Source organism: Rhodanobacter ginsengiterrae, assembly GCF_050026815.1.
In the GTDB taxonomy this organism is placed as follows: domain Bacteria; phylum Pseudomonadota; class Gammaproteobacteria; order Xanthomonadales; family Rhodanobacteraceae; genus Rhodanobacter; species Rhodanobacter ginsengiterrae.
Genome location: NZ_JALBWO010000052.1, coordinates 183,918 through 202,090 on the forward strand (window position 1 = coordinate 183,918; position 18,173 = coordinate 202,090).

The following is an 18,173-nucleotide window of genomic DNA, read 5'->3' on the forward strand; positions in this document are numbered from 1 at the left end:
CGGCGCCAGCGTGGCCCCCTTACCCGTTGCAGTGTGCCGTGGCGGGTGCCGGCACATATCCCGGCAGATCGGCAGCATCGAAGGCGAACACGAAGAAGCGGTTGGAGTTGGCCTTGCCGGCAGGATGCAGGGCATCCTTGATGTCAGGCAGGAAATCGTTGTCGCTGGCGATGTAGAGCGTGTCCATGCGCCTGCCCTCGATGCGGGCCTGCGGACCGAACGCCAGCCCCTCGAGTTTCTCCGGGATATTGGCCGGGTTTTCCCCGGCAGCGGCAAGCGCGGCGACGATGTCGACAAACAATACCTTGTGCAGTGCCAGCGGGCGCAAGGTCGCCACGCCCTGACCTCCGCCGATCGGCGTGGCCTGACTCAGATCGACTTCATAGACCCGCTTGATCATCGCCTTGCTGGCGGCGCCCAGGCCACGGCTGTCGCGCTCGAGTACCAGCAAGCGCCTGCCGTCCACCGCCAGCAGGTCGCTGGCACCGGCGTAGCCTGCATGACCGGCATGGTCGATGTGATCGAGCGGATAGGCATATTGCGTCACGGCACCGGTTCGCAGGTCGATCCGGAGCAGCCGGGTCATGCCTGCATGCTTGCCGCCATCCTGGATCAGCGCGCCCTGCATGATCGCGAACAGCGTGCTGTCGTCAGGGCTGACGGCAATGCCTTCGATGCCATGGTTGGCGACCCGGCCGCGCTGGTTGTCGCGCAGCTCCTGCCGGGTATCCGGCGACGGGTGGGCCACGGCCAGCAGCTGCGGCAGCGCCAGCACGCGCAGCTGGCGGCCGCTGGCGCGGTCGAACTCGCGAATGCTCGGACCGTACTCGTCGCTGATGTACAACCGCTTGCCGTCGGCGCTCGCGCGGATGCCCTCCGGGTCGAGCCGCGCCGCGTTGGGTTGGAGCGAGTCGGCATCGGCGGAGAAATTGTCCGAGCGACCGGTGAAGTAGTCGTGGCCATCGCGGTCAAGCGACGGCTTGCCGGAGCGCAGGCCCACCGCCCTGCCATCGCCATAGACCAGCGGCGTGGGTGACCACAGCAGGGTGGTGGCCTGCAGCGTCGGCACCAGCGTGTACTTCAAGCGACCGTGCGCGGTCGGCCTAAGGCGCAGATCGAGCGTGTGGAAGCGCGCGATGTAGGACGTGGTATCGCTCACCGCCGGGTTGTAACGGACCGCATTGGGTCCGCGGTCGGGCATCGCCAGGAACCGACTGCAGCGCAGCTGCGCCAATCCCGAACCGAGGCCGCCCAGCAGGTTGCCCGGCGCGCCATTTTCCAGCGACGCAGCGGTGAGCACCGCCTTGTCGCCGCCGTGGGCATCCAGCGAGCCAACGGCGATCAGTTGCACGGCGGCCCGCACCCCGGGCGACGCGAGGCAGGCCAGCGCCAGCGCGATCGGTAGTGCCAGGCGGTGCAAGTGAGCGCGGAAACCGTGTTCGCCGGTCATCTCAGAACGCCAGCGAGACCGAGGCGAACCAGCTGCGGCCAGGCAACACCAGGTAGTAGATGCTGCCCTTCTTGAGCGAGTCGGCCACGTTCTGCCTGGCGTCGAACAGGTTGTCCACCTGCAGGCGCAGCTTGTAGCTCTTGAGGAACGTTCCGGCGAGGTTCTGGCCATAGCCAACGCTCATTGCCGCGCGCCAGAAGCCACCCGAGCGACCGGTGTTGGTGACGCTGGCGAATACGTCCGGATTGAAATCGCCCTCATAGACTTTCTGCGGTCCCACGTACTTCTCGGTCAACGAGGCGAAGAAGCCGTTCTGCTCGAAGCTGCCACCCAGTGCCGCCGTGCCGCTGGGCACGTTGGGAACGTCCAGGCCCGAGCGCTTGAACGTGGCACGACTGATCGAGCCGTTGGCGAACACGCTCAGGCCCTTGCCCAGGTAGTACGTCGCCTCCGCTTCGACGCCGCTCATGCGCGCGCCGCGGGCGAGGATGTAGACGTCCTCGTTGGTGACCGGATCGACCTGGGTGATCGGAAAGTTCTGATAGTCGATGTAGTACACGTCCATGTCGGCATCGAGACGATCGGCCTTGTACACCGTGCCGAGCTGGTAGTTCATGGTCTGCTGCGGCTTGACCTTGTTGGCGGCCGGATCGACCACGTAGAACTGGTTGAGATTGGGCGTGAGGAAGCCCTGCGCGGCCTGGACATAGGCACTCCAGGCATCGGTCAGCCGATAGTTGGCACTGAGATAGCCCAGCATCTTGTCCCAGCTCTGGCCGTAGTTCAGCGGCTGCTTGGTGGTCTGATTAGACGGCGCGTCGATGGTGCGGCGGGCATTGAAGTACTTCACGCCGGGCACGATCACCAGGTTGTCGCTGGCATTCCACGCATACTCGGCGAACAGCTGGGTGGTGTAGATCGAATCGCGCATCAGGTACTTGTATGCGCTCAGCGCGCTCTTGCCCGGCTTGACGTTGAGCTGTTCGCCGTTGGCATAGTCGATCGCCTTGCTGCTGCGATCGTTGTGCAGCCATTCGTACCAGCCGCCCAGACGCAGTTCACCGGCGTCGTCACGGTGGCTCAGCCGGAAGGTGTCGCCCCAGGCGCGATAATTGTTGATCTTGATGTAGCCGCCCATGGCGTTCGGCGAGGAGACGGTGCCCTTGAACGCTGATTCGTGACTCGTGTTGGCGTAGGCATAGGTATAGAACTTGTCGTCCAGATGCCAGTTGTCGCTGAGCTGGCTGGCAATGCCCAGGTACTCCAGGTCGGTCTGCTTGGTCTGGTAGTTGTAGCCCCGGTAGTCGACGCTGGCAGGATCGTTGGTCAGGCCGTAGTCGCGGCCAAGCGCAGCGATCTGCGCCGTGGTCAGGCTGCCCTTGTTCGGCTTGTTGAAGCGGATGTAATTGTAGTTGCTGAGAAAGGTCAGTTCGGTGCTGTTGCCTATCGGCTGCACATATTTGATGTAACCGGTCTTGCGATTCATCGGCGAGTAGGTCTGCGCCGTATTGGTGTCGTTGTACTGGGCGCTGACGATCAGCTTGCCGCCGTGCAGCGAGTCGATGCGGCCGGAGTTGAGTTCCAGATGCGTCAGCGTGGTGCCATAACTGCCGACGCTGAGCGTCGGAATGAACGAGAAATGATCGGTGGCGTCCTTGGAAGACAGGGCCACGGTGCCGCCGAAGGTGGCCTGGCCGAGCTGGCTGGCACCGCCGGGACCGCGGTCGACCACGATCTGACCCAGCACCTTGGCCGGAAAGTAGCTGCTGGTGTGGTGGCTGAAATCGTTGTTGTCGCCGAACGGAATGCCGTCGTAGGTCACGTTGTACTGGTTGTCGCTGAACCCGCGCAGGGTCATCTGCTTCGACTCGCCCAGCCCGGGCCCGGCCGGACTGACATTGGCCACGGCTGGCGCGATCGCCGCGATGCTGGCGTAGTCGGAGGTCGCCGCGACGTGGTTGCTGATGTAATCCAGCCCGATCACCGACTGCGGCTGCAGGACATCCAGTTCGCTCTGGGTGAACGCCTGGGTCTGCGCGGACTTCGCCAGGTCGGCGCGCACCTCCACTTCGGTCAGCTGCTTGGCTGCGGCAGCATCGGCGACACCTGCCGGCGCCGGGACATCCGCCGCGTGCGCCGCGCTGCCCAGGACCATGCCGAGCAGCAGCGCGCAACGGCTTGGCGCCAGCAGGCGGGCGATGGCGTTGCCGACGGAGCGAGGCGGATTCGGGTGGCGATGCGAAGCGATCATGAAGCGGCAGCCGGCTGAGGGAAGCCCAGCAGCGTAGGCGGCGCTCGTTGCGAAAATGCTGCAACCGGATGTCACGCACCGTGACGGTGGCAGGCACGGCTCGCGGCCATGCGCACCCGGCGCGCGGCATACTCAACCGTTCCCGCGCACCCGCATCGTCAGACCCTTCAGGAAATTGCGCAGCAGCTGGTCGCCGCACAGCTTGAAGTTCTTGTGGCCGGGCTGGCGGAACAGCGCGCTGAGCTCGGGCTTGGAGATCGGCAAGCCAGCGGCGGCGAGGACCTCGTGCATGTCGACGTCCTTCAGCTCGAACGCCACGCGCAGCTTCTTCAGCACCACGTTGTTGGTGACGCGCTTTTCCGGCGGCCGCGGCGCCCGGCTTTCGTCCTTGCCGCGGCGATGGAACACCAGGCCGTCCAGAAACAGCGCCAGCGTCTGGTTGCTGCACTCCAGATAATCCGGCTCGCCGTCCTTCTTCAGGAACGCCTGCACATCTTCCTTCGTGACCGGAGCATTGGCGTCGGCCAGATGGATGAGTTCGACCACCTTGCCGTCACTCAGGTCGAGCATGTAGCGGATGGAGCGCAATACGTCGTTGTTGATCATGTCATTCCGGTGGATGCCGCACTTGGGGCGCCATGCTACCGCGCCGCGCCCGTCTTGACCCCGTTTGCCCGTACGCCGCGTTTCACCTTTCACCACGAGAGAGGAGAACCGCCCGATGAAACTGAAAGCCCTGCTGCGCAGCCTGTTGCTGGCCCTGCTGGTGATGGTCGCCGGCTGCAGCGTGTCCCGACCCGAAACCGATACGCCACCGCACAAGAACAGCAGCACACCGCCACCGCCTGTCCGGCAACCGAGGGTGGAACCGGCCATGGCCGCCCCGCCCGCCGTCGCGCAGGACAAGGTCTCGGGCAAGACTGACGGCCTGGTCGACCAGGCTGCCCCGCCACGGTCGCGCCAGATCGGCCGCCCATTCGCGGCGCCGCCCGCCCCTCCTGCGCCTCCGGCACCGCCGGCGCTGGCCGAGATGGCTGGGATGTCCCACAACGCGCAGAGCGCGAAGCGCATGGTCTACATGCCGTCGCCGATCCTGCCGCAGCCGATGCCCGGCGAGGTCAACCGCGAGAACTACACCCATCGTGACAGCAACCCGGTGCAGTTGGTCAGCGAGCAGCCGGTGTCCACCTTCAGCATCGACGTCGACACCGGGTCGTATACCAATGTGCGACGCATGTTGAATGAGGGCCAGCTGCCGCCGGCCGACGCGGTGCGCGCGGAGGAGTTCATCAACTACTTCGACTATGGCTACGCGCCGCCGACCGATCGCCAGCAGCCCTTCAGCGTCACCACCGAGCTGGCACCCGCGCCGTGGAATGCGCAGCGCCAGCTGCTGCTGGTCGGCATCCAGGGTTACCGCGTGCCCAAGGCGCAGATCCCCGCCGCGAACCTGGTGTTCCTGATCGACACCTCGGGCTCGATGAACGAAGCGGACAAGCTGCCGCTGCTGCAGGCCTCGCTCAGGCAACTGGTGCGCGAGCTGCGCGCGCAGGACCGGGTAGCCATCGTCAGCTATGCCGGCTACGCCGGCGTGGTGCTGCCCTCAACCGCAGGCGATCGGCACGCCACCATCGACGCGGCGATCGACAACCTGTCGGCGGCCGGCTCCACCAACGGCGGCGCCGGCATCGAACTGGCCTATGCACAAGCCGAACAGGGCTTCATCAAGGGCGGCGTGAACCGGGTGATTCTGGCTACCGACGGCGACTTCAACGTCGGCACGGTCAACCCCGAAGCGCTGAAGACCATCATCGAGGATCACCGCAAGAGCGGCGTGGCATTGACCACGCTGGGCTTCGGCCAGGACAACTACAACGACGCCATGGCGGTGATGCTGGCCGACGCGGGCAATGGCAGCCACCACTACATCGACAGCCTGCAGGAAGGCCGCCACGTGCTGGTCGACGAGATGTCCGCCACCCTGCTGACGATCGCGAAGGACGTGAAGATCCAGCTCGAATTCAATCCGTCGCAGGTGCAGGAATACCGCCTGATCGGCTACGAGAAGCGCATGCTCAAGCGCGAGGATTTCAACAACGACAAGGTCGACGCCGGCGAGATCGGCGCCGGTGCCAACGTCACCGCGATCTACGAGATCACCCCGAGCGGATCGGCCGGCGCCCGCATCGACCCGCTGCGCTACGGCCATGCCGAGTCAGCCAGACATGACGGCAAGGAGCTGGCCTTCCTGCGCCTGCGCTACAAAATGCCGGGGCAATCCGAAAGCCGGCTGATCGAGCGGCCGATCGCGGCCCAGCCTGCGACAGAACCCAGCGAACGCCTGCGCTACGCCGCCGCCGTGTCCGCCTTCGCCGATGCGCTGCGCGGCGGCAAGTATCTGGACGGCTACGGCTATGCGCAGATCGCCGCATTGGCGAACGGCGCGCGCGGCGACGACGCCGACGGCTACCGCGCCGGCTTCGTGCAACTGGTCAAGCTGGCCGACGGACTGGCCACGCACGGCCATGGCAGTGCCAGCGACACCGCCGCGCGCTGAGGTTTCCGGTCCCGCTGCGGCGGTGGCGGTCATGGGCAGGCTCGCCCCGCCGCCCTTCCCCGGCCACCACTGCACAGCGGGACTGGAACCGGCGAGAGCGCCCCACCCCGACCCTCCCCTGCGAGCAGGGGAAGGAGCCGGTCAGCCACATCCGCGAAAAGCCTGACCCCCTCCCGACCTCCCCCTGCATGCAGGGGGAGGTCGGGAGGGGGTAACGCTTCTCGCGGAAATTGCGTCAACCTAGCCACCATGCGGCGATTTGCCTTAACCTCGCCCCCCATGGATGCCGCGGTCGATCCCGATGCCTTGCTGATGCTCGCCTACGCGCGCGGCGACCTCGCCGCGTTCGAGGCGCTGTATGCCAGCCATCGCGGCATGCTCTACCGCTTCCTGCTGCGCAGCGTGCGCGATCCGCACCGCGCCGACGAACTGTTCCAGGAAACCTGGAGCCGGGTGATCGGTGCCCGCGAGCGCTACCAGCCGCAGGCAAAGTTCAGCACCTGGCTGCTGCAGATCGCCCACAACCTGATGATCGACGGCAGCCGCCGCCAGCGGCCGATGGCCGGCAGCGACGAAGCCGACGGGGTGCTGGCGAACCTGGCCACGCCCGAGCGCGAGCAACCCGACCACGCGCTGTCCGCGTTCGAACGCCGGCGCAACCTGCAACTGGCGATCGAGCAGTTGCCCGACGAACAACGCACCGCGGTGTTGCTGCGACTGGAACAGGAGCTGAGCCTGGAGGAGATTGCCGTGGTCACCGGTGCCGGTCGCGAAACGGTGAAGTCGCGCCTGCGCTATGCCATCAATCGATTACGCGAAGTGCTGTCCGAATGACCACGCCCCTGCCCCCGACCGATCCGTCCCGCGCCGACGAGCCGCTGCCCGGCGAAGCCGAGCTGGCCGCGCTGTATCGCCAGTTGCCGCACAGCGAACCCTCGCCGGCACTCGACGCCGCGGTGTTGCAGGCGGCGGCGCAGGCCTTGACCGGCGCGGCCGATGCCACCGTCACCGAGCGACGCAGGTCACCGCGCGAGCGCGGCGACTGGGTCCATCCGAAGCCGCTGTCTGCGGTCACGACGCAGGCAATTCCGTCGATCGAGGCCGCCGCGCGCCGCCGGCGGACACCACGCTGGATCATCACCCTGGGCAGCGCGGCCAGCCTGGTGCTGGTGGCCGGACTGGCCTGGCAACTGCGCAAATCGAGCCCGCCGCCAGCGGCGCCCGCCGCGCGGGAGGAGTCCAGCGGCGCGGCCGCCAGGGCCAGCACGGAAACGGCGCCGCTGGATGCACCGTTGGCGCAGGCTGTTTCTCCGCCAGCCGTGTTGCCGTCGCCGCCGCAACTCGCCGAGCGACAGGCCGCCACGCAGTCGGCTGCCGCGAAGAAGCAGCAGAACGACGCGCTGCAGTCGGCCCAACGCAAGGCCGCCGCCAGGTCGATGGCTGCGCCGCCAGCAGTCGCCGAACTCGCCGCACCTGCGCCGCCTCCGCCACCGGCACCGCCGGCACCACCCGCGCCTCCGGCGCCGGCCCAGGAAATGTCGGCCAATGCTGCCGCCAGCGGCCTGCTCGACAAGACCGACCAGGCTGCTGCTGCGCCGAGCGCCATCCAGGCCGCGCCGACCGCCGCTGCGCCGGTGGCGACGAGCGAGGACGCCCGCGTCAAGGACACCTCGCCGCAAGCTGGCGACACCCCGGCGCAGGAACTGGCCAAGATCCGGCGACTGTTCGACGAAGGCCACCGCGCCGAGGCGCTGCCGCGACTGCGGGCCTTCCGGCACGCGCATCCGCAATGGCCGTTGCCACCCGCGCTGCAGGCACAACTGCAGGAACCATGAGCGAGACGCTGTCCACCCTGGCCCAGCGCTGCCGTCATCAGGAAGACATCAAGAAGAGCCGCTTCCTCGCCCTCGCCGCCCCGGTCAACGCGGCCCAACAGGCGCTGGCCTTTCTGCACGAAGTCGCCGACCCGGCCGCCACCCACAATTGCTGGGCCTACCGCATCGGCCAGGATTACCGCTTCAACGACGACGGCGAACCCGGCGGCACCGCTGGCCGGCCGATCCTGCAGGCGATCGAAGGCCAGCAGATGGATGGCGTGGTCGTGGTGGTCACGCGCTGGTACGGCGGCATCAAGCTTGGCGCTGGCGGCCTGGCGCGTGCCTACGGCGGCACCGCGGCCGAATGCCTGCGCCGGGCCGAACGCGTGCCGATCATTCCGATGGCGACGCTGGCCTTGGCATGCAGTTTTGCCGACCTCGCCCTGCTCAAGGCGCGGCTGCCTGAACTGGGCGCCAGCGTCACCAGCGAAACCTTCAGCGGCGAAGGCGCCAACCTGCAGCTCACCCTGCCAGTCACCCGCGTGGACGAAGCGGTCAGCCGCATTGCCGACCTCACGCGCGGCGAGACCATCGCGGCACGCATCGACTGACGCCCGCCAAATCGTCCATCCCCACTCCAGCAGGCCTCCCCATGAACCGTGACCCGCAACTTTTCCCCGACGACGACAACGGCAACGTCCTATGGCAGATGGCCGAGGCCGGCGACGACCTGTCGATTCCCCGCGAAGTCGACTTCGCGGTGATCTTCCCCTCCGAAGACGATGCCCTGAAGTTCGCCGTGCACCTGCTGCGCAGTGATCAGAAGGTGTCGTTTTCCGCGTACGAAGAACACGACGAGCTGCCCTGGCAGGTGCTGGCCCATCCGTTCATGGAGCCCAGCCACGAGAACATCTCCGGCTTCGAGCAGTTGCTGGGCGAAGCGGCGGAAGACTTCGACGGGCGCAACGACGGCTGGGGTTGCGAGGCGCAGCAGGCAGCCTGAGTCGCAACGTGCGCGGTTTGGCGCGGCGCCAGCCGCCACTTCGCGCCCGTGCATTGAATCAACCCGTCGACCGCCCCAACTCATGGGGTCGATGCCGACTCTTTGCGAGATCCCATGAGCAACCCCGACAAGCCCCAGTCCTCCCGTCGCATCGGCGCGTTGCGCGGGCTGTGGCCCTTCCTCAAGCCGCACAAGGCACTGGCGATCGGCTGGCTGGTGTTTCTCGGCATCTCGTCGGGCGCCTCGCTGGCGCTGCCGCTGGCGTTTCGCTACATCATCGACAAGGGCTTCGGCCATTCCAGCCAGGCGGTGATCAACGAGACCTTCATCGCCTTGTTCGGCGTGGCGCTGGTGCTGGCCGTGGCCACCGCGGCGCGGTATTTCTGCATCACCCTGCTCAGCGAACGCGCGCTGGCCTCGCTGCGCAAGACGCTGTACGCACAAGTGATCCGACTGGACGTGAGCTTCTTCGAGCGCAGCCGCGTCGGCGAACTGCTGTCGCGGCTCAGCGCCGACACCGAGGTGGTGCAGGCGCTGATCGGTTCCGGCGTATCGGTGGCATTGCGCAGCGCAGTGATGCTGCTCGGCGCCAGCGCCATGATGGTGTGGACCGCGCCGTCGCTGGCCGGCCTTACCGCGCTGGTGATACCCGCGGTGATGCTGCCGATCCTGGTGTTCGGCCGCCGCGTGCAGAAACTCTCGCGCGCCAGCCAGGACCGCCTCGCCGACGCCGCCGCGATCGCCAACGAAACCCTCAACGCCTCCACCGCAGTGAAGGCCTACGCGCGCGAGAACATCGAAAGCACTCGCTACAGCAACGCGATCCTGCGTGCCTTGGCCACCGCGCGCCGGCGCATCGGCATGCGCGCGCTGCTGACAATGGCGGTGATCGTGCTGGTGTTCGGCGCGATCACCCTGGTGCTGTGGGCCGGTGCGCGCCATGTGCTGACCGGCACGCTGGATGCCGGCGTGCTGGGCCAGTTCGTGCTGTACGCGGTGTTCGCCGCCGGCTCGGTGGCGGGCCTGTCCGAAGTGTGGGGCGACGTGCTGCGTGCGGCCGGCGCGATGGAGCGTCTGGGCGAACTGCTCGACGAGCGCCCGGAGATCGTCGCGCCGGCACAGCCGCTGGCGTTGCCGCGTCCGGTCAGCGGCGCCCTGCGCTTCGACGGCGTCGGCTTCCACTACCCGACCCGGCCCGACACCGCTGCCCTGCACGACTTCACCCTTGAGGTTCACCCCGGCGAAACCGTCGCCCTGGTCGGCCCGTCCGGTGCCGGCAAGAGCACGGTGTTCTCGCTGCTGCTGCGCTTCTACGATCCGCAAAGCGGCAGCATCAGCCTCGACGGCATCGACCTGCGCGCGGTAACCCTGGATGACCTGCGCGGTGCGATCGCGCTGGTGCCACAGGAAACCGTGATCTTCAGCGGCAGCGCCGCCGACAACATCCGCTTCGGCCGCGAAGGCGCCAGCGACGAGGAAGTGCGCGAAGCCGCGCGCGCCGCCGAAGCGCACGAGTTCATCAGCGCACTCAACGACGGCTACCAGGCCGAAATGGGCGAACGCGGCGTGCGCCTGTCCGGCGGCCAGCGCCAGCGCATCGCCATCGCCCGCGCGATCCTGCGCGACGCGCCGCTGCTGTTGCTCGACGAAGCCACCTCCGCGCTCGACGCGCAATCCGAAGCGGCGATTCAACAGGCGCTGGAGCGGCTGGAAAAAGGCCGCACGACGCTCGTCATCGCGCATCGCCTCGCCACCGTGCAACGCGCCGACCGCATCGTGGTGCTGGATGGTGGACGCATCGTGGCGCAAGGCACGCATGAGAGTCTGCTGGCTGAAGGTGGCTTGTATGCGGAGCTGGCACGGTTGCAGTTTGTGGCTTGAATGATTGGACAGAAGAACATTGATTGCCGGAACGGTAGCTATCGACCCAGGAGCTGCCGGCCGTCCTATCTATCTGTTCAACAGATAGCCGGCGCTGAAAGATCTTGCCCATAGGAGATCAAACGCTCCTCGTCGCCACGACCGGTGGCACGGCGGCGGCGCGCCGCGCCGGCCCCAGCACGGCGAGCTGGCCGATCAGCCACAGCGCGATCGCGCCGACCGGGAAATAGATCAGTGGCAGTCGCGGCAATTCGTAACGCAGCATCAAGAGCAGGTTGATGCCGTAGGCCAGCACCATGCCAAGCGCGATGCCGATCGTGGCGAGCAGAAAGTTCTCGGTCTGGAAGTAGTGCAGGATATTGCTGCGGGTGGCGCCGAGTGCACGGCGCACGCCGATGGTGCGGCGACGCTGTCCAACCCAGAAGCTGGCCAGTCCGGCGATACCCAGCGCGGTCACGATCAGCAACGCCGCGACAATCCCGACCAGCATGCCGGCCATGGCCCGGTCGTCCTGGAAGTATCCATGGCGTAGTTCGTCGTAGGTGCCCTGCGCCAGCACGATGCGATTGGGGTCGATGCGCTTGAGCGCGGCCAGTGCGGATTTCAGCACCTGCTCGCGATCTTTCGCGCCGGTGCGAATCACGTAAGTTCCACCCTCTGCCGCAGTCAGGCGTATCGGAAAGACAATGCTGTTCTGGGCGCCCATCTGCAGCGAGTCCGGCCGTGCCAGTGGGGCGCTCACACCGACCACTCGCATCGGTATGTCATTGCCAAAGTAGATCGTCTTGCCCAGCGCGTTCTGGCCCGGCCACAGACGCGCGGCGACTGGCTGATCGAGGATTACGGTGTGCGGCAGATTTTTCATGTCGCCACTGTGCAACGCGGGCAGCGCGGTTTTCAGGTCGACCAGTTCCTCGGGATGGAAATCGCGCCCCGAAACCACCCGCACACCCAGCGTAGCCAGCAGGTTCTGGCCGTAATAGCTGGCCACTTCGAGCGAGGTCTTCTGCTGTTGAGGACGCAGCTTGATGCCGCTGTTGGACATGGAGTACCCACTCAGCGGCAACTGGTTTGCCAGCGCCACCGCCTGCACTCCGGCGATCTGCCGCAGAGTAGCCAGATCGGTTTGTGCTTGCGCATAGGCATCCGGTCGATCACCGATGTACGCAAACTGGATCTGCAGCAGTTCGTGGTCGGCGATGCCGCTGGGAATGTCCATGCGTTGCAGGCGTCGATGGATCAGAAACACCGCGTTGCACACGATGGCGCAGGTCAGCGCAATCTGCAGGATCAGCAGCAATGCGGTGATCTTGTGCCGGCGCAGCGTAGACAGAATCGGGCGGATATCCATGTCAATGGCTCTTCAGTTGCAGGCCGGGAGTGATCTGGCAGGCGCGCCAAGCCGGCAGCGCGCCGGCCAGCAGGCTGGCAATCACCGCCAGCACGAGCGTCGTTGCCAGCATCGCGCCATCCAGATGCGCCAGTGGCGCGTAATCCGCCGGCTGTCGTCGCACCAGCCACAGCCCGAGGTAGGCCAGCAGCAGGCCGCCAAGCCCACCGGCAAGCCCGATCACGCCGGACTCCACCAGCAGCTGCATGAACAGCGCACGCCGCGATGCGCCCAGCGCACGGCGCACTCCCAGTTCGGCGGAGCGGCGCAGGAACTTGGCCAGCATCAGGCCTACCGTATTGACCAGGCACACGAGCAGGAAGCCCAGTGCCAGCCAGTTCTGCAACCGCACATCACCAGGCACGACCTGCTCGTAGTCCAGCCACTGCATCAGATTGCGCAGGCGTACATTGGGCGGACGCAGAAAGCGGCCGAGTGACTTTTGCTCCAGCGAGTAATGGATCAGAAACTGCCGGTACGCAGCAGCCTGGGGCGGCGTATCCAACTGCACCCAGAACTGCAGCCACACGCAGGGTGCCGTATGCGCGGGAGTGGCGCCGTCACCACCATTGCCCCAGCAGTCAGCGCCGCCAAGATGCGCCAGATGCAGATCCTGCGAGGTGGACAGCGGCAGGTAGACACCTTCGTTCCCACCGTAGCTCTTCAGGTTGAGATCGTAGAAATGCGGATTTGGTCGCCAATCCCCCAGCACGCCGATGATGCGCAGGGCATGACCCTCCACGCGCAGCATGCGCCCGCTACTGTCGCGACCACCGAACAGCTTGTCATTGAGCCGGCTGCTGATCACCACCACGGCGGCGCTGGCCGCATCCTCGGACGCACTCCACGCATGGCCATACCGGAACGGCACACCGAACATGGAAAAGAAATCAGCCGTGGTGTAGCGCGCGGTCTGGTAAAACGGATCGAGCGCTGACTGTGCCGGCTGGATAGCTACCGAACCGCCTGTCATCAGCGCCTGGCGATCCGCTCGTTTGGCCTGCAACAGGTTCGTGCCGTCGATCCAGGTGACCCGATCTGGCGGTTCGCCATGCAGCTGATAGTCACCCATGTCGCGCGGATCAACCTGCGGCGCGTACAACGTGCCGCTGCGCCCCGGCAACGGGTCGCCGGACAGCACGTGCAGTACGGTCAGCGTGGTCATGCTGGTGCCGATGCCAAGCGCAATAGCCAGCACCATCAGAGCGGTGAGCGCCATGCTGCGGCTGAGGCTGCGCAACGCGAGGTCAAAGTAGTAGCCGAACATTTCCTTCCCCCATTCACTTCCGCTTCTGCAAGCAGGAATTTCATTCACCGGCAACCACCCGACAGCGGATTTGGGGTGAATGGAGACCTCGGCGTGGCGAGGAGGAACTATTGACCCATGCGGGCGAATAGCGCGTCGCGATACCGTCGGCTGAGCCGGAGGGTGCGGCCGTTGTGCAGATGGATTTCGTAGTCGCCCTTGAAGAGGGGGGTGAGCGATCCGATGGAACCGAGATTGACCACGGTCGACTTGTGGATCCGCACGAATCGCTCGTCGCCCAGCTGGGACAACAGGTCCTGCAGTGTCCTGCGTAGCAGGTACCTGCGCGAAGCGGTATGTACATGGACGTAGTTGTCGTCGGCTTGCAGCCATTCGACGGATGCGGCATCGATCAGTTGCAATCGTTCGCCATCCGGTACGAGCAAGCGCTCACACGCAGGGTTCTGTATTCGTCCAATGGCTACCGCCTTAGCACCGGACTCATGGGCATGCAGCCGCTCCCGGACACGCTGCACGGTGCGCATGAAGCGATCCAGATCGTAGGGCTTAAGCAGATAGTCGACCGCATTGAGGTCGAACGCCTTCACTGCATGCTCGTCGAATGCAGTCACGAACACGATCAGCGGAGCTCTCGATGGCTCAAGTTGCGCAGCGACCTGGAGTCCCGACAGTGTCGGCATCTGAACATCGAGAAAGGCCACCTCCGGATGGAATCGCTCGATGCACTGCGAGGCGGACAGTCCGTCCTCGACCGATCCGACCACTGCCATGTCCGATTGTTCGGCAACCAGGCGTTCGAGTTTCTCGCGGGCCGGTGGCTCATCGTCGGCGATCACGACGCGGATCATTGAACGCTATCCGTCAGCGGCAGCAAGACGCGCACGGCAACGCCGTCGTGCTCGTTGCGGACCCGCAGTGACGCCGCATCGCCGTAGATGATGCCCAGCCGCTCCCGGCAGTTGCGGAAGCCCACTCCGTCACGATGCTCCGGTGCCAGCATGGAGCCGGAATTGCTCACGGCGACTTCCAGCGAGTCGCCTTCGCGCAGGACACTGATATGGATGCGTACTGGCGTCACCGTAGGCTCGACACCGTGCTTGAACACGTTCTCAAGCAAGGGCTGCAGCAATAGTGCCGGGACGGGAGTGTCGAGGAGCGTCTGATCGGTCTGCCAGCTCAGCGTCACGCGATCCCGAAACCGCTCGCGCATGATGTCCGCGTACAGCTCAAGCGTGCGAAGTTCTTCAGCAAGCGGCGTCATTTCATTTTCAATGGACCGAAGGCTGATACGCAGCAGATCTCCGAGCGCTGCCACCAAACGGTCGGCCCGCGCCACGTCCGTATGCATCAGGGCCGAGACGGTGTTGAGTGCGTTGAACAGGAAATGCGGCCGCAGCTGGCCCTGAAGCTGTGCAAGCTGCGCCTCGGCCAGCGCTTTCTGCGTTTGCAACAGACGGTGCCGCTGGACTTGCCACTGCCCATGGGAATCGATACCGAACAGGATCCCGAGCCACAGTCCCGCGAAAATCGTCAGTTTGATGCTCTCGTAGACAAAGACGAAGCCCCAGCCTGGGTGCTCGTAGGTACGGCCCACGACGGCGTAGACGCCGTGTCGTATCGCATATACCGCCGCAATCCACGTGATGAAGACCAACGGCAACCAGCGCAGATAGCTGCCGAACCAGATCAATGGCTGGTCAAGATACGGCGCATGGCGCCCGCGAACCCGAACGGCAAGCCACATCCATCCGGTTGAGATCAATGCCGAACTCCCCTCCCACAGGACTGGCTCCCACCAACGGGCAGCCGGATTGTGGAGCTCATTCTCGATCGAGACGCTGATCATGAGCAGCCAGAACACTGCCCACAACGCCCAAAACGTGGCCAAGGTCTGCGGAGGAATCGTCGCGCCGTCGTCGGGCGGTGAGCGAGGTAGCACGTTCATGGCGATCAAGTGTAGCCGCGCCTGCGGCGGCTGACGTTGTCCATGTGGCAAGCGGGACCTGGGAGGGGCGAGCCGGCCATGGCCGGGCATTGAAAGTCGCTTTGTCGGTACCTTGATGGCGCAGTCTCCTTTTCCCTTTTCTTGAAGTTGGTAGCTGCTTTGAGTCGCGGCTTCCAGCGCGCCGGATCATCGAACCATCACAACCGATAGGCGGGCCGAGGAGTGGAGTCAGCCTGATTGGCGCACCAATCTCTCGTGTCGGTCACCCTCATTCCAACGTCAGCTAGAACAATTCAGCCCTGACTGCCCATGGCCCACTTTTGGCGCCCCACCTTCCGTATGATGCAAAGCCGGCGGCGTGCCGGCTCAACCCGTGGAAGGTCGACCGTGTTCAAGCTGCCCCGTGTTTGTGTGGTCATGCTGCTGGGCGCGTTCGCGCACGCGGCGCTGGCCGCGCCCGCTGCACCTTCGTCCAGTGACAAGCAGCAGCTCGGCGTCGCGCCCGTCTGTACTTCGGCCAGGGAAAAGCTGGACGAGAAAGGGTTTGTGCGAATCGGTGGCATCGAGCAATGGGTCGCCGTCAAGGGCGACAGCTGTGCCAATCCGATCATCCTGTTCATCAGCGGCGGCCCGGGCAATCCGCTCAGTCCCTACGCGGATGCCGTGTATGGCGCGTGGAGCAAGGACTTCACCCTGGTGCAATGGGACCAGCGTGGCGCCGGCATGACCTACGGCCGCAGTCCGCCGGCAGCGGATGCGCTGCTGACGATCAGGCAGATGCGCGATGACGGCAACGAGCTGGCGGCCTGGCTTGGCCATCGCTACGGCAAGAAGAAGGTGATCCTGTGGGGCAGTTCATGGGGGTCGATCCTTGCCGTGCACATGGCCAAGGCGCATCCCGAACTGTTCTACGCGTATCTGGGCACCTCGCAGATCGTCAACAATCGCGACAACCAAGCGGTCAGCTATGCCGGATTGCTCGCCCTGGTGCGCGCTGCCGGTGACCAGCCATCGCTGGCGGTGCTGCAAGGCGTCGGCGCGCCGCCGTGGACCGATCCGCGCAGCTTCGGCAAGGTGCGCCGGGTGATCCGCAAGTACGAAGCCAAGGTCACCACGCCGGCACCCGCGAAGTGGTGGGCACCTGTCGCCGAGTACAGCACGGCCAAGGCCAGGGCCGACTACGAGGCAGGCGAGGATTATTCCTTCATCAACTTCGTCGGCATGCACGGCGACGGCATGGCGTCGCAGGTGGACTTGCCCGCGCTCGGTACCGACTTCGCGATGCCGGTGTTCTTCGTCGAGGGCAAGCATGACCTGCTGGCCACGCCCGATGTCGCGCGGCGCTACTACGACAGCCTGAAGGCACCTGAAAAAGCCATGGTGGTGCTCGAACACGCCGGCCACGATCCCAACCAGGACGTGGTGGATGCCGAGTACAAGATCCTCAGGGAACGCATCCTGCCGTTGACGAAGTAGGCGCGCCGAGAGAGGTCGAGCGGACCCTGACGGTGACATCCTTCGTCATGGGGCTCGGCCATCAAACGCGAAGTGGATGAGAGTCTCGCATCCCCTCCCTGCAGCGCATCTTTATCGGGTCAGGGAAGCAGACGCCTTCGAGGCCAGTACCAATCGAAGGAACCCGTCCACGTGCCGGCCGTGACGGAGTTGGATATTCTCCCAACGCAATGAAATCGCTCGCAGCAGTCGACCCGGGAGCAATTCACTGCACGTTGCTGCGCGTCAGCTGTTGATGAGTTGAGGGGAACCCATGAAAAGTCGTTGGCAGGTGGTGCTCGCATTCGTCGTGTTGTGGTTGCTGTATCAATCGGCCGAAGGCGTGGGCGGTCGATGGCTGCACAGCTTTCCCGTGCAGGCCGGCTTGATGCTTTCGTGCGTACTGATCGCGTGGCCGCTGTCGCGCTGGTTGGGTTATCGCGGTTACGGGGCGTACGCGTTGACTCGTCGTCATGGCTGGCAGAGCTGGTTACCCGCCGGCCTGTTGCTGGCTGTGCTGGCGAAGTTTGCTGCGGTATGGCTTGGTCTGGCGTGGGGTGTGTATGCGCTCGACGGGCAGGCGCCAGCCAGCACGGTGGCGAGCCTGTTGCCCGCGCTGCCGCTGTTGCTGCTGTCGACCTTCGTGGCGTCGCTGGCAGAGGACATCCTGACCCGCGGCTTCTGGTATCGCGCCGCCGGCATCCCATGGCGTGCCGGTGGGGTGTTCGTGCTGGCCTCCAGTGCGATCTACGTGCTCAACCATATCTACCGTCTTGCCGACGGCCCGCTCGAATGGCTCACCTTGTTCTGCTTTGGCCTGGCCTACGCCACCGCGCTGTGGCGCAGTGGCAGCCTGTGGGCAGCGGTGGGCCTGCACTGGGGCTGGAACCTGGGCAATGGGCTGGTGGATGCCACGATACCGGCGAGCGTCGTCGATGCACGCACAGCGCCTTGGCTGTCCATCGGTGCACACTTGCTGATGTTGCTGTTGATTCTGGTGTTGCCCAAAGCGCGAACCGTTCCGCTCGAAACCGGCATGCCCTAGATGTCGTGCAACCGGACCGGGCGAAAGTATCAGGGCCGGACTCACTTCTGGCTGCAACGACCGGGCACGCCAC

Annotated in this window: 15 protein-coding genes; 8 read left to right on the forward strand and 7 right to left on the reverse strand. The window is 65.5% G+C overall.

Going from position 1 to position 18,173, the window contains the following annotated elements:
* Positions 1-19: 19 nt before the first annotated feature.
* From ACQGNJ_RS08470 to ACQGNJ_RS08480, 3 genes are all read right to left on the reverse strand, one after another.
* Positions 20-1,450, reverse strand: coding sequence for an esterase-like activity of phytase family protein (locus tag ACQGNJ_RS08470; protein WP_426688796.1), 1,431 nt, complete (start codon positions 1,448-1,450; stop codon positions 20-22).
* A gap of 1 nt (position 1,451) precedes the next feature.
* The gene (locus ACQGNJ_RS08475; protein WP_426688797.1) at positions 1,452-3,701 is read right to left on the reverse strand and encodes a TonB-dependent receptor; all 2,250 of its coding nucleotides are present in this window, start codon (positions 3,699-3,701) and stop codon (positions 1,452-1,454) included.
* 132 nt (positions 3,702-3,833) lie between these two features.
* Entirely contained in the window at positions 3,834-4,307 is a 474-nt protein-coding gene (locus ACQGNJ_RS08480; RefSeq protein ID WP_426688798.1) for a YehS family protein, read from the reverse strand.
* Between the two features lie 115 nt (positions 4,308-4,422).
* Here ACQGNJ_RS08480 and ACQGNJ_RS08485 point away from each other — a divergent pair, with 115 nt between their 5' ends.
* From ACQGNJ_RS08485 to ACQGNJ_RS08510, 6 genes are all read left to right on the forward strand, one after another.
* On the forward strand, positions 4,423-6,258 hold the full coding sequence (locus ACQGNJ_RS08485; RefSeq protein WP_426688799.1) for a vWA domain-containing protein: 1,836 nt from the start codon (positions 4,423-4,425) through the stop codon (positions 6,256-6,258).
* Between the two features lie 279 nt (positions 6,259-6,537).
* Positions 6,538-7,092 (forward strand): RNA polymerase sigma factor, encoded by a 555-nt coding sequence (locus tag ACQGNJ_RS08490; protein ID WP_426688800.1) that lies wholly within the window; start codon positions 6,538-6,540, stop codon positions 7,090-7,092.
* Complete coding sequence (locus tag ACQGNJ_RS08495; RefSeq protein ID WP_426688801.1) at positions 7,089-8,093, forward strand: hypothetical protein; 1,005 nt, start codon at positions 7,089-7,091, stop codon at positions 8,091-8,093. The genes ACQGNJ_RS08490 and ACQGNJ_RS08495 overlap by 4 nt, the downstream gene beginning before the upstream one ends.
* Positions 8,090-8,686, forward strand: a complete 597-nt coding sequence (locus tag ACQGNJ_RS08500; RefSeq protein WP_426688802.1) for an IMPACT family protein — start codon at positions 8,090-8,092, stop codon at positions 8,684-8,686. Before ACQGNJ_RS08495 ends, ACQGNJ_RS08500 begins: the two co-directional genes overlap by 4 nt.
* Positions 8,687-8,727: 41 nt before the next feature.
* Entirely contained in the window at positions 8,728-9,078 is a 351-nt protein-coding gene (locus tag ACQGNJ_RS08505; protein WP_426688803.1) for a ribonuclease E inhibitor RraB, read from the forward strand.
* 114 nt (positions 9,079-9,192) lie between these two features.
* Complete coding sequence (locus tag ACQGNJ_RS08510; protein ID WP_426688804.1) at positions 9,193-10,959, forward strand: ABC transporter transmembrane domain-containing protein; 1,767 nt, start codon at positions 9,193-9,195, stop codon at positions 10,957-10,959.
* Positions 10,960-11,077: 118 nt separating this feature from the next.
* Here ACQGNJ_RS08510 and ACQGNJ_RS08515 read toward each other — a convergent pair whose 3' ends face one another.
* The 4 genes from ACQGNJ_RS08515 to ACQGNJ_RS08530 all read right to left on the reverse strand — a co-directional run bounded on the left by ACQGNJ_RS08515 (position 11,078) and on the right by ACQGNJ_RS08530 (position 15,561).
* Positions 11,078-12,310 carry an ABC transporter permease gene (locus ACQGNJ_RS08515; protein WP_426688805.1) on the reverse strand — a complete coding sequence of 411 codons (1,233 nt, stop codon included), beginning with the start codon at positions 12,308-12,310 and terminating at the stop codon, positions 11,078-11,080.
* 1 nt (position 12,311) lies between these two features.
* Positions 12,312-13,616, reverse strand: coding sequence for an ABC transporter permease (locus ACQGNJ_RS08520; RefSeq protein WP_426688806.1), 1,305 nt, complete (start codon positions 13,614-13,616; stop codon positions 12,312-12,314).
* Between the two features lie 107 nt (positions 13,617-13,723).
* Positions 13,724-14,464, reverse strand: a complete 741-nt coding sequence (locus tag ACQGNJ_RS08525) for a LytR/AlgR family response regulator transcription factor (protein WP_426688807.1) — start codon at positions 14,462-14,464, stop codon at positions 13,724-13,726.
* Positions 14,461-15,561 (reverse strand): sensor histidine kinase, encoded by a 1,101-nt coding sequence (locus ACQGNJ_RS08530; RefSeq protein WP_426688808.1) that lies wholly within the window; start codon positions 15,559-15,561, stop codon positions 14,461-14,463. The genes ACQGNJ_RS08525 and ACQGNJ_RS08530 overlap by 4 nt, the downstream gene beginning before the upstream one ends.
* Before the next feature lie 387 nt (positions 15,562-15,948).
* Between ACQGNJ_RS08530 and ACQGNJ_RS08535 the strand changes: the two genes are divergently transcribed.
* Complete coding sequence (locus ACQGNJ_RS08535) at positions 15,949-17,037, forward strand: alpha/beta fold hydrolase (protein WP_426688809.1); 1,089 nt, start codon at positions 15,949-15,951, stop codon at positions 17,035-17,037.
* A 292-nt stretch (positions 17,038-17,329) separates the two neighbouring features.
* Positions 17,330-18,100 (forward strand): CPBP family intramembrane glutamic endopeptidase, encoded by a 771-nt coding sequence (locus ACQGNJ_RS08540; RefSeq protein WP_426688810.1) that lies wholly within the window; start codon positions 17,330-17,332, stop codon positions 18,098-18,100.
* Positions 18,101-18,173 lie beyond the last annotated feature (73 nt).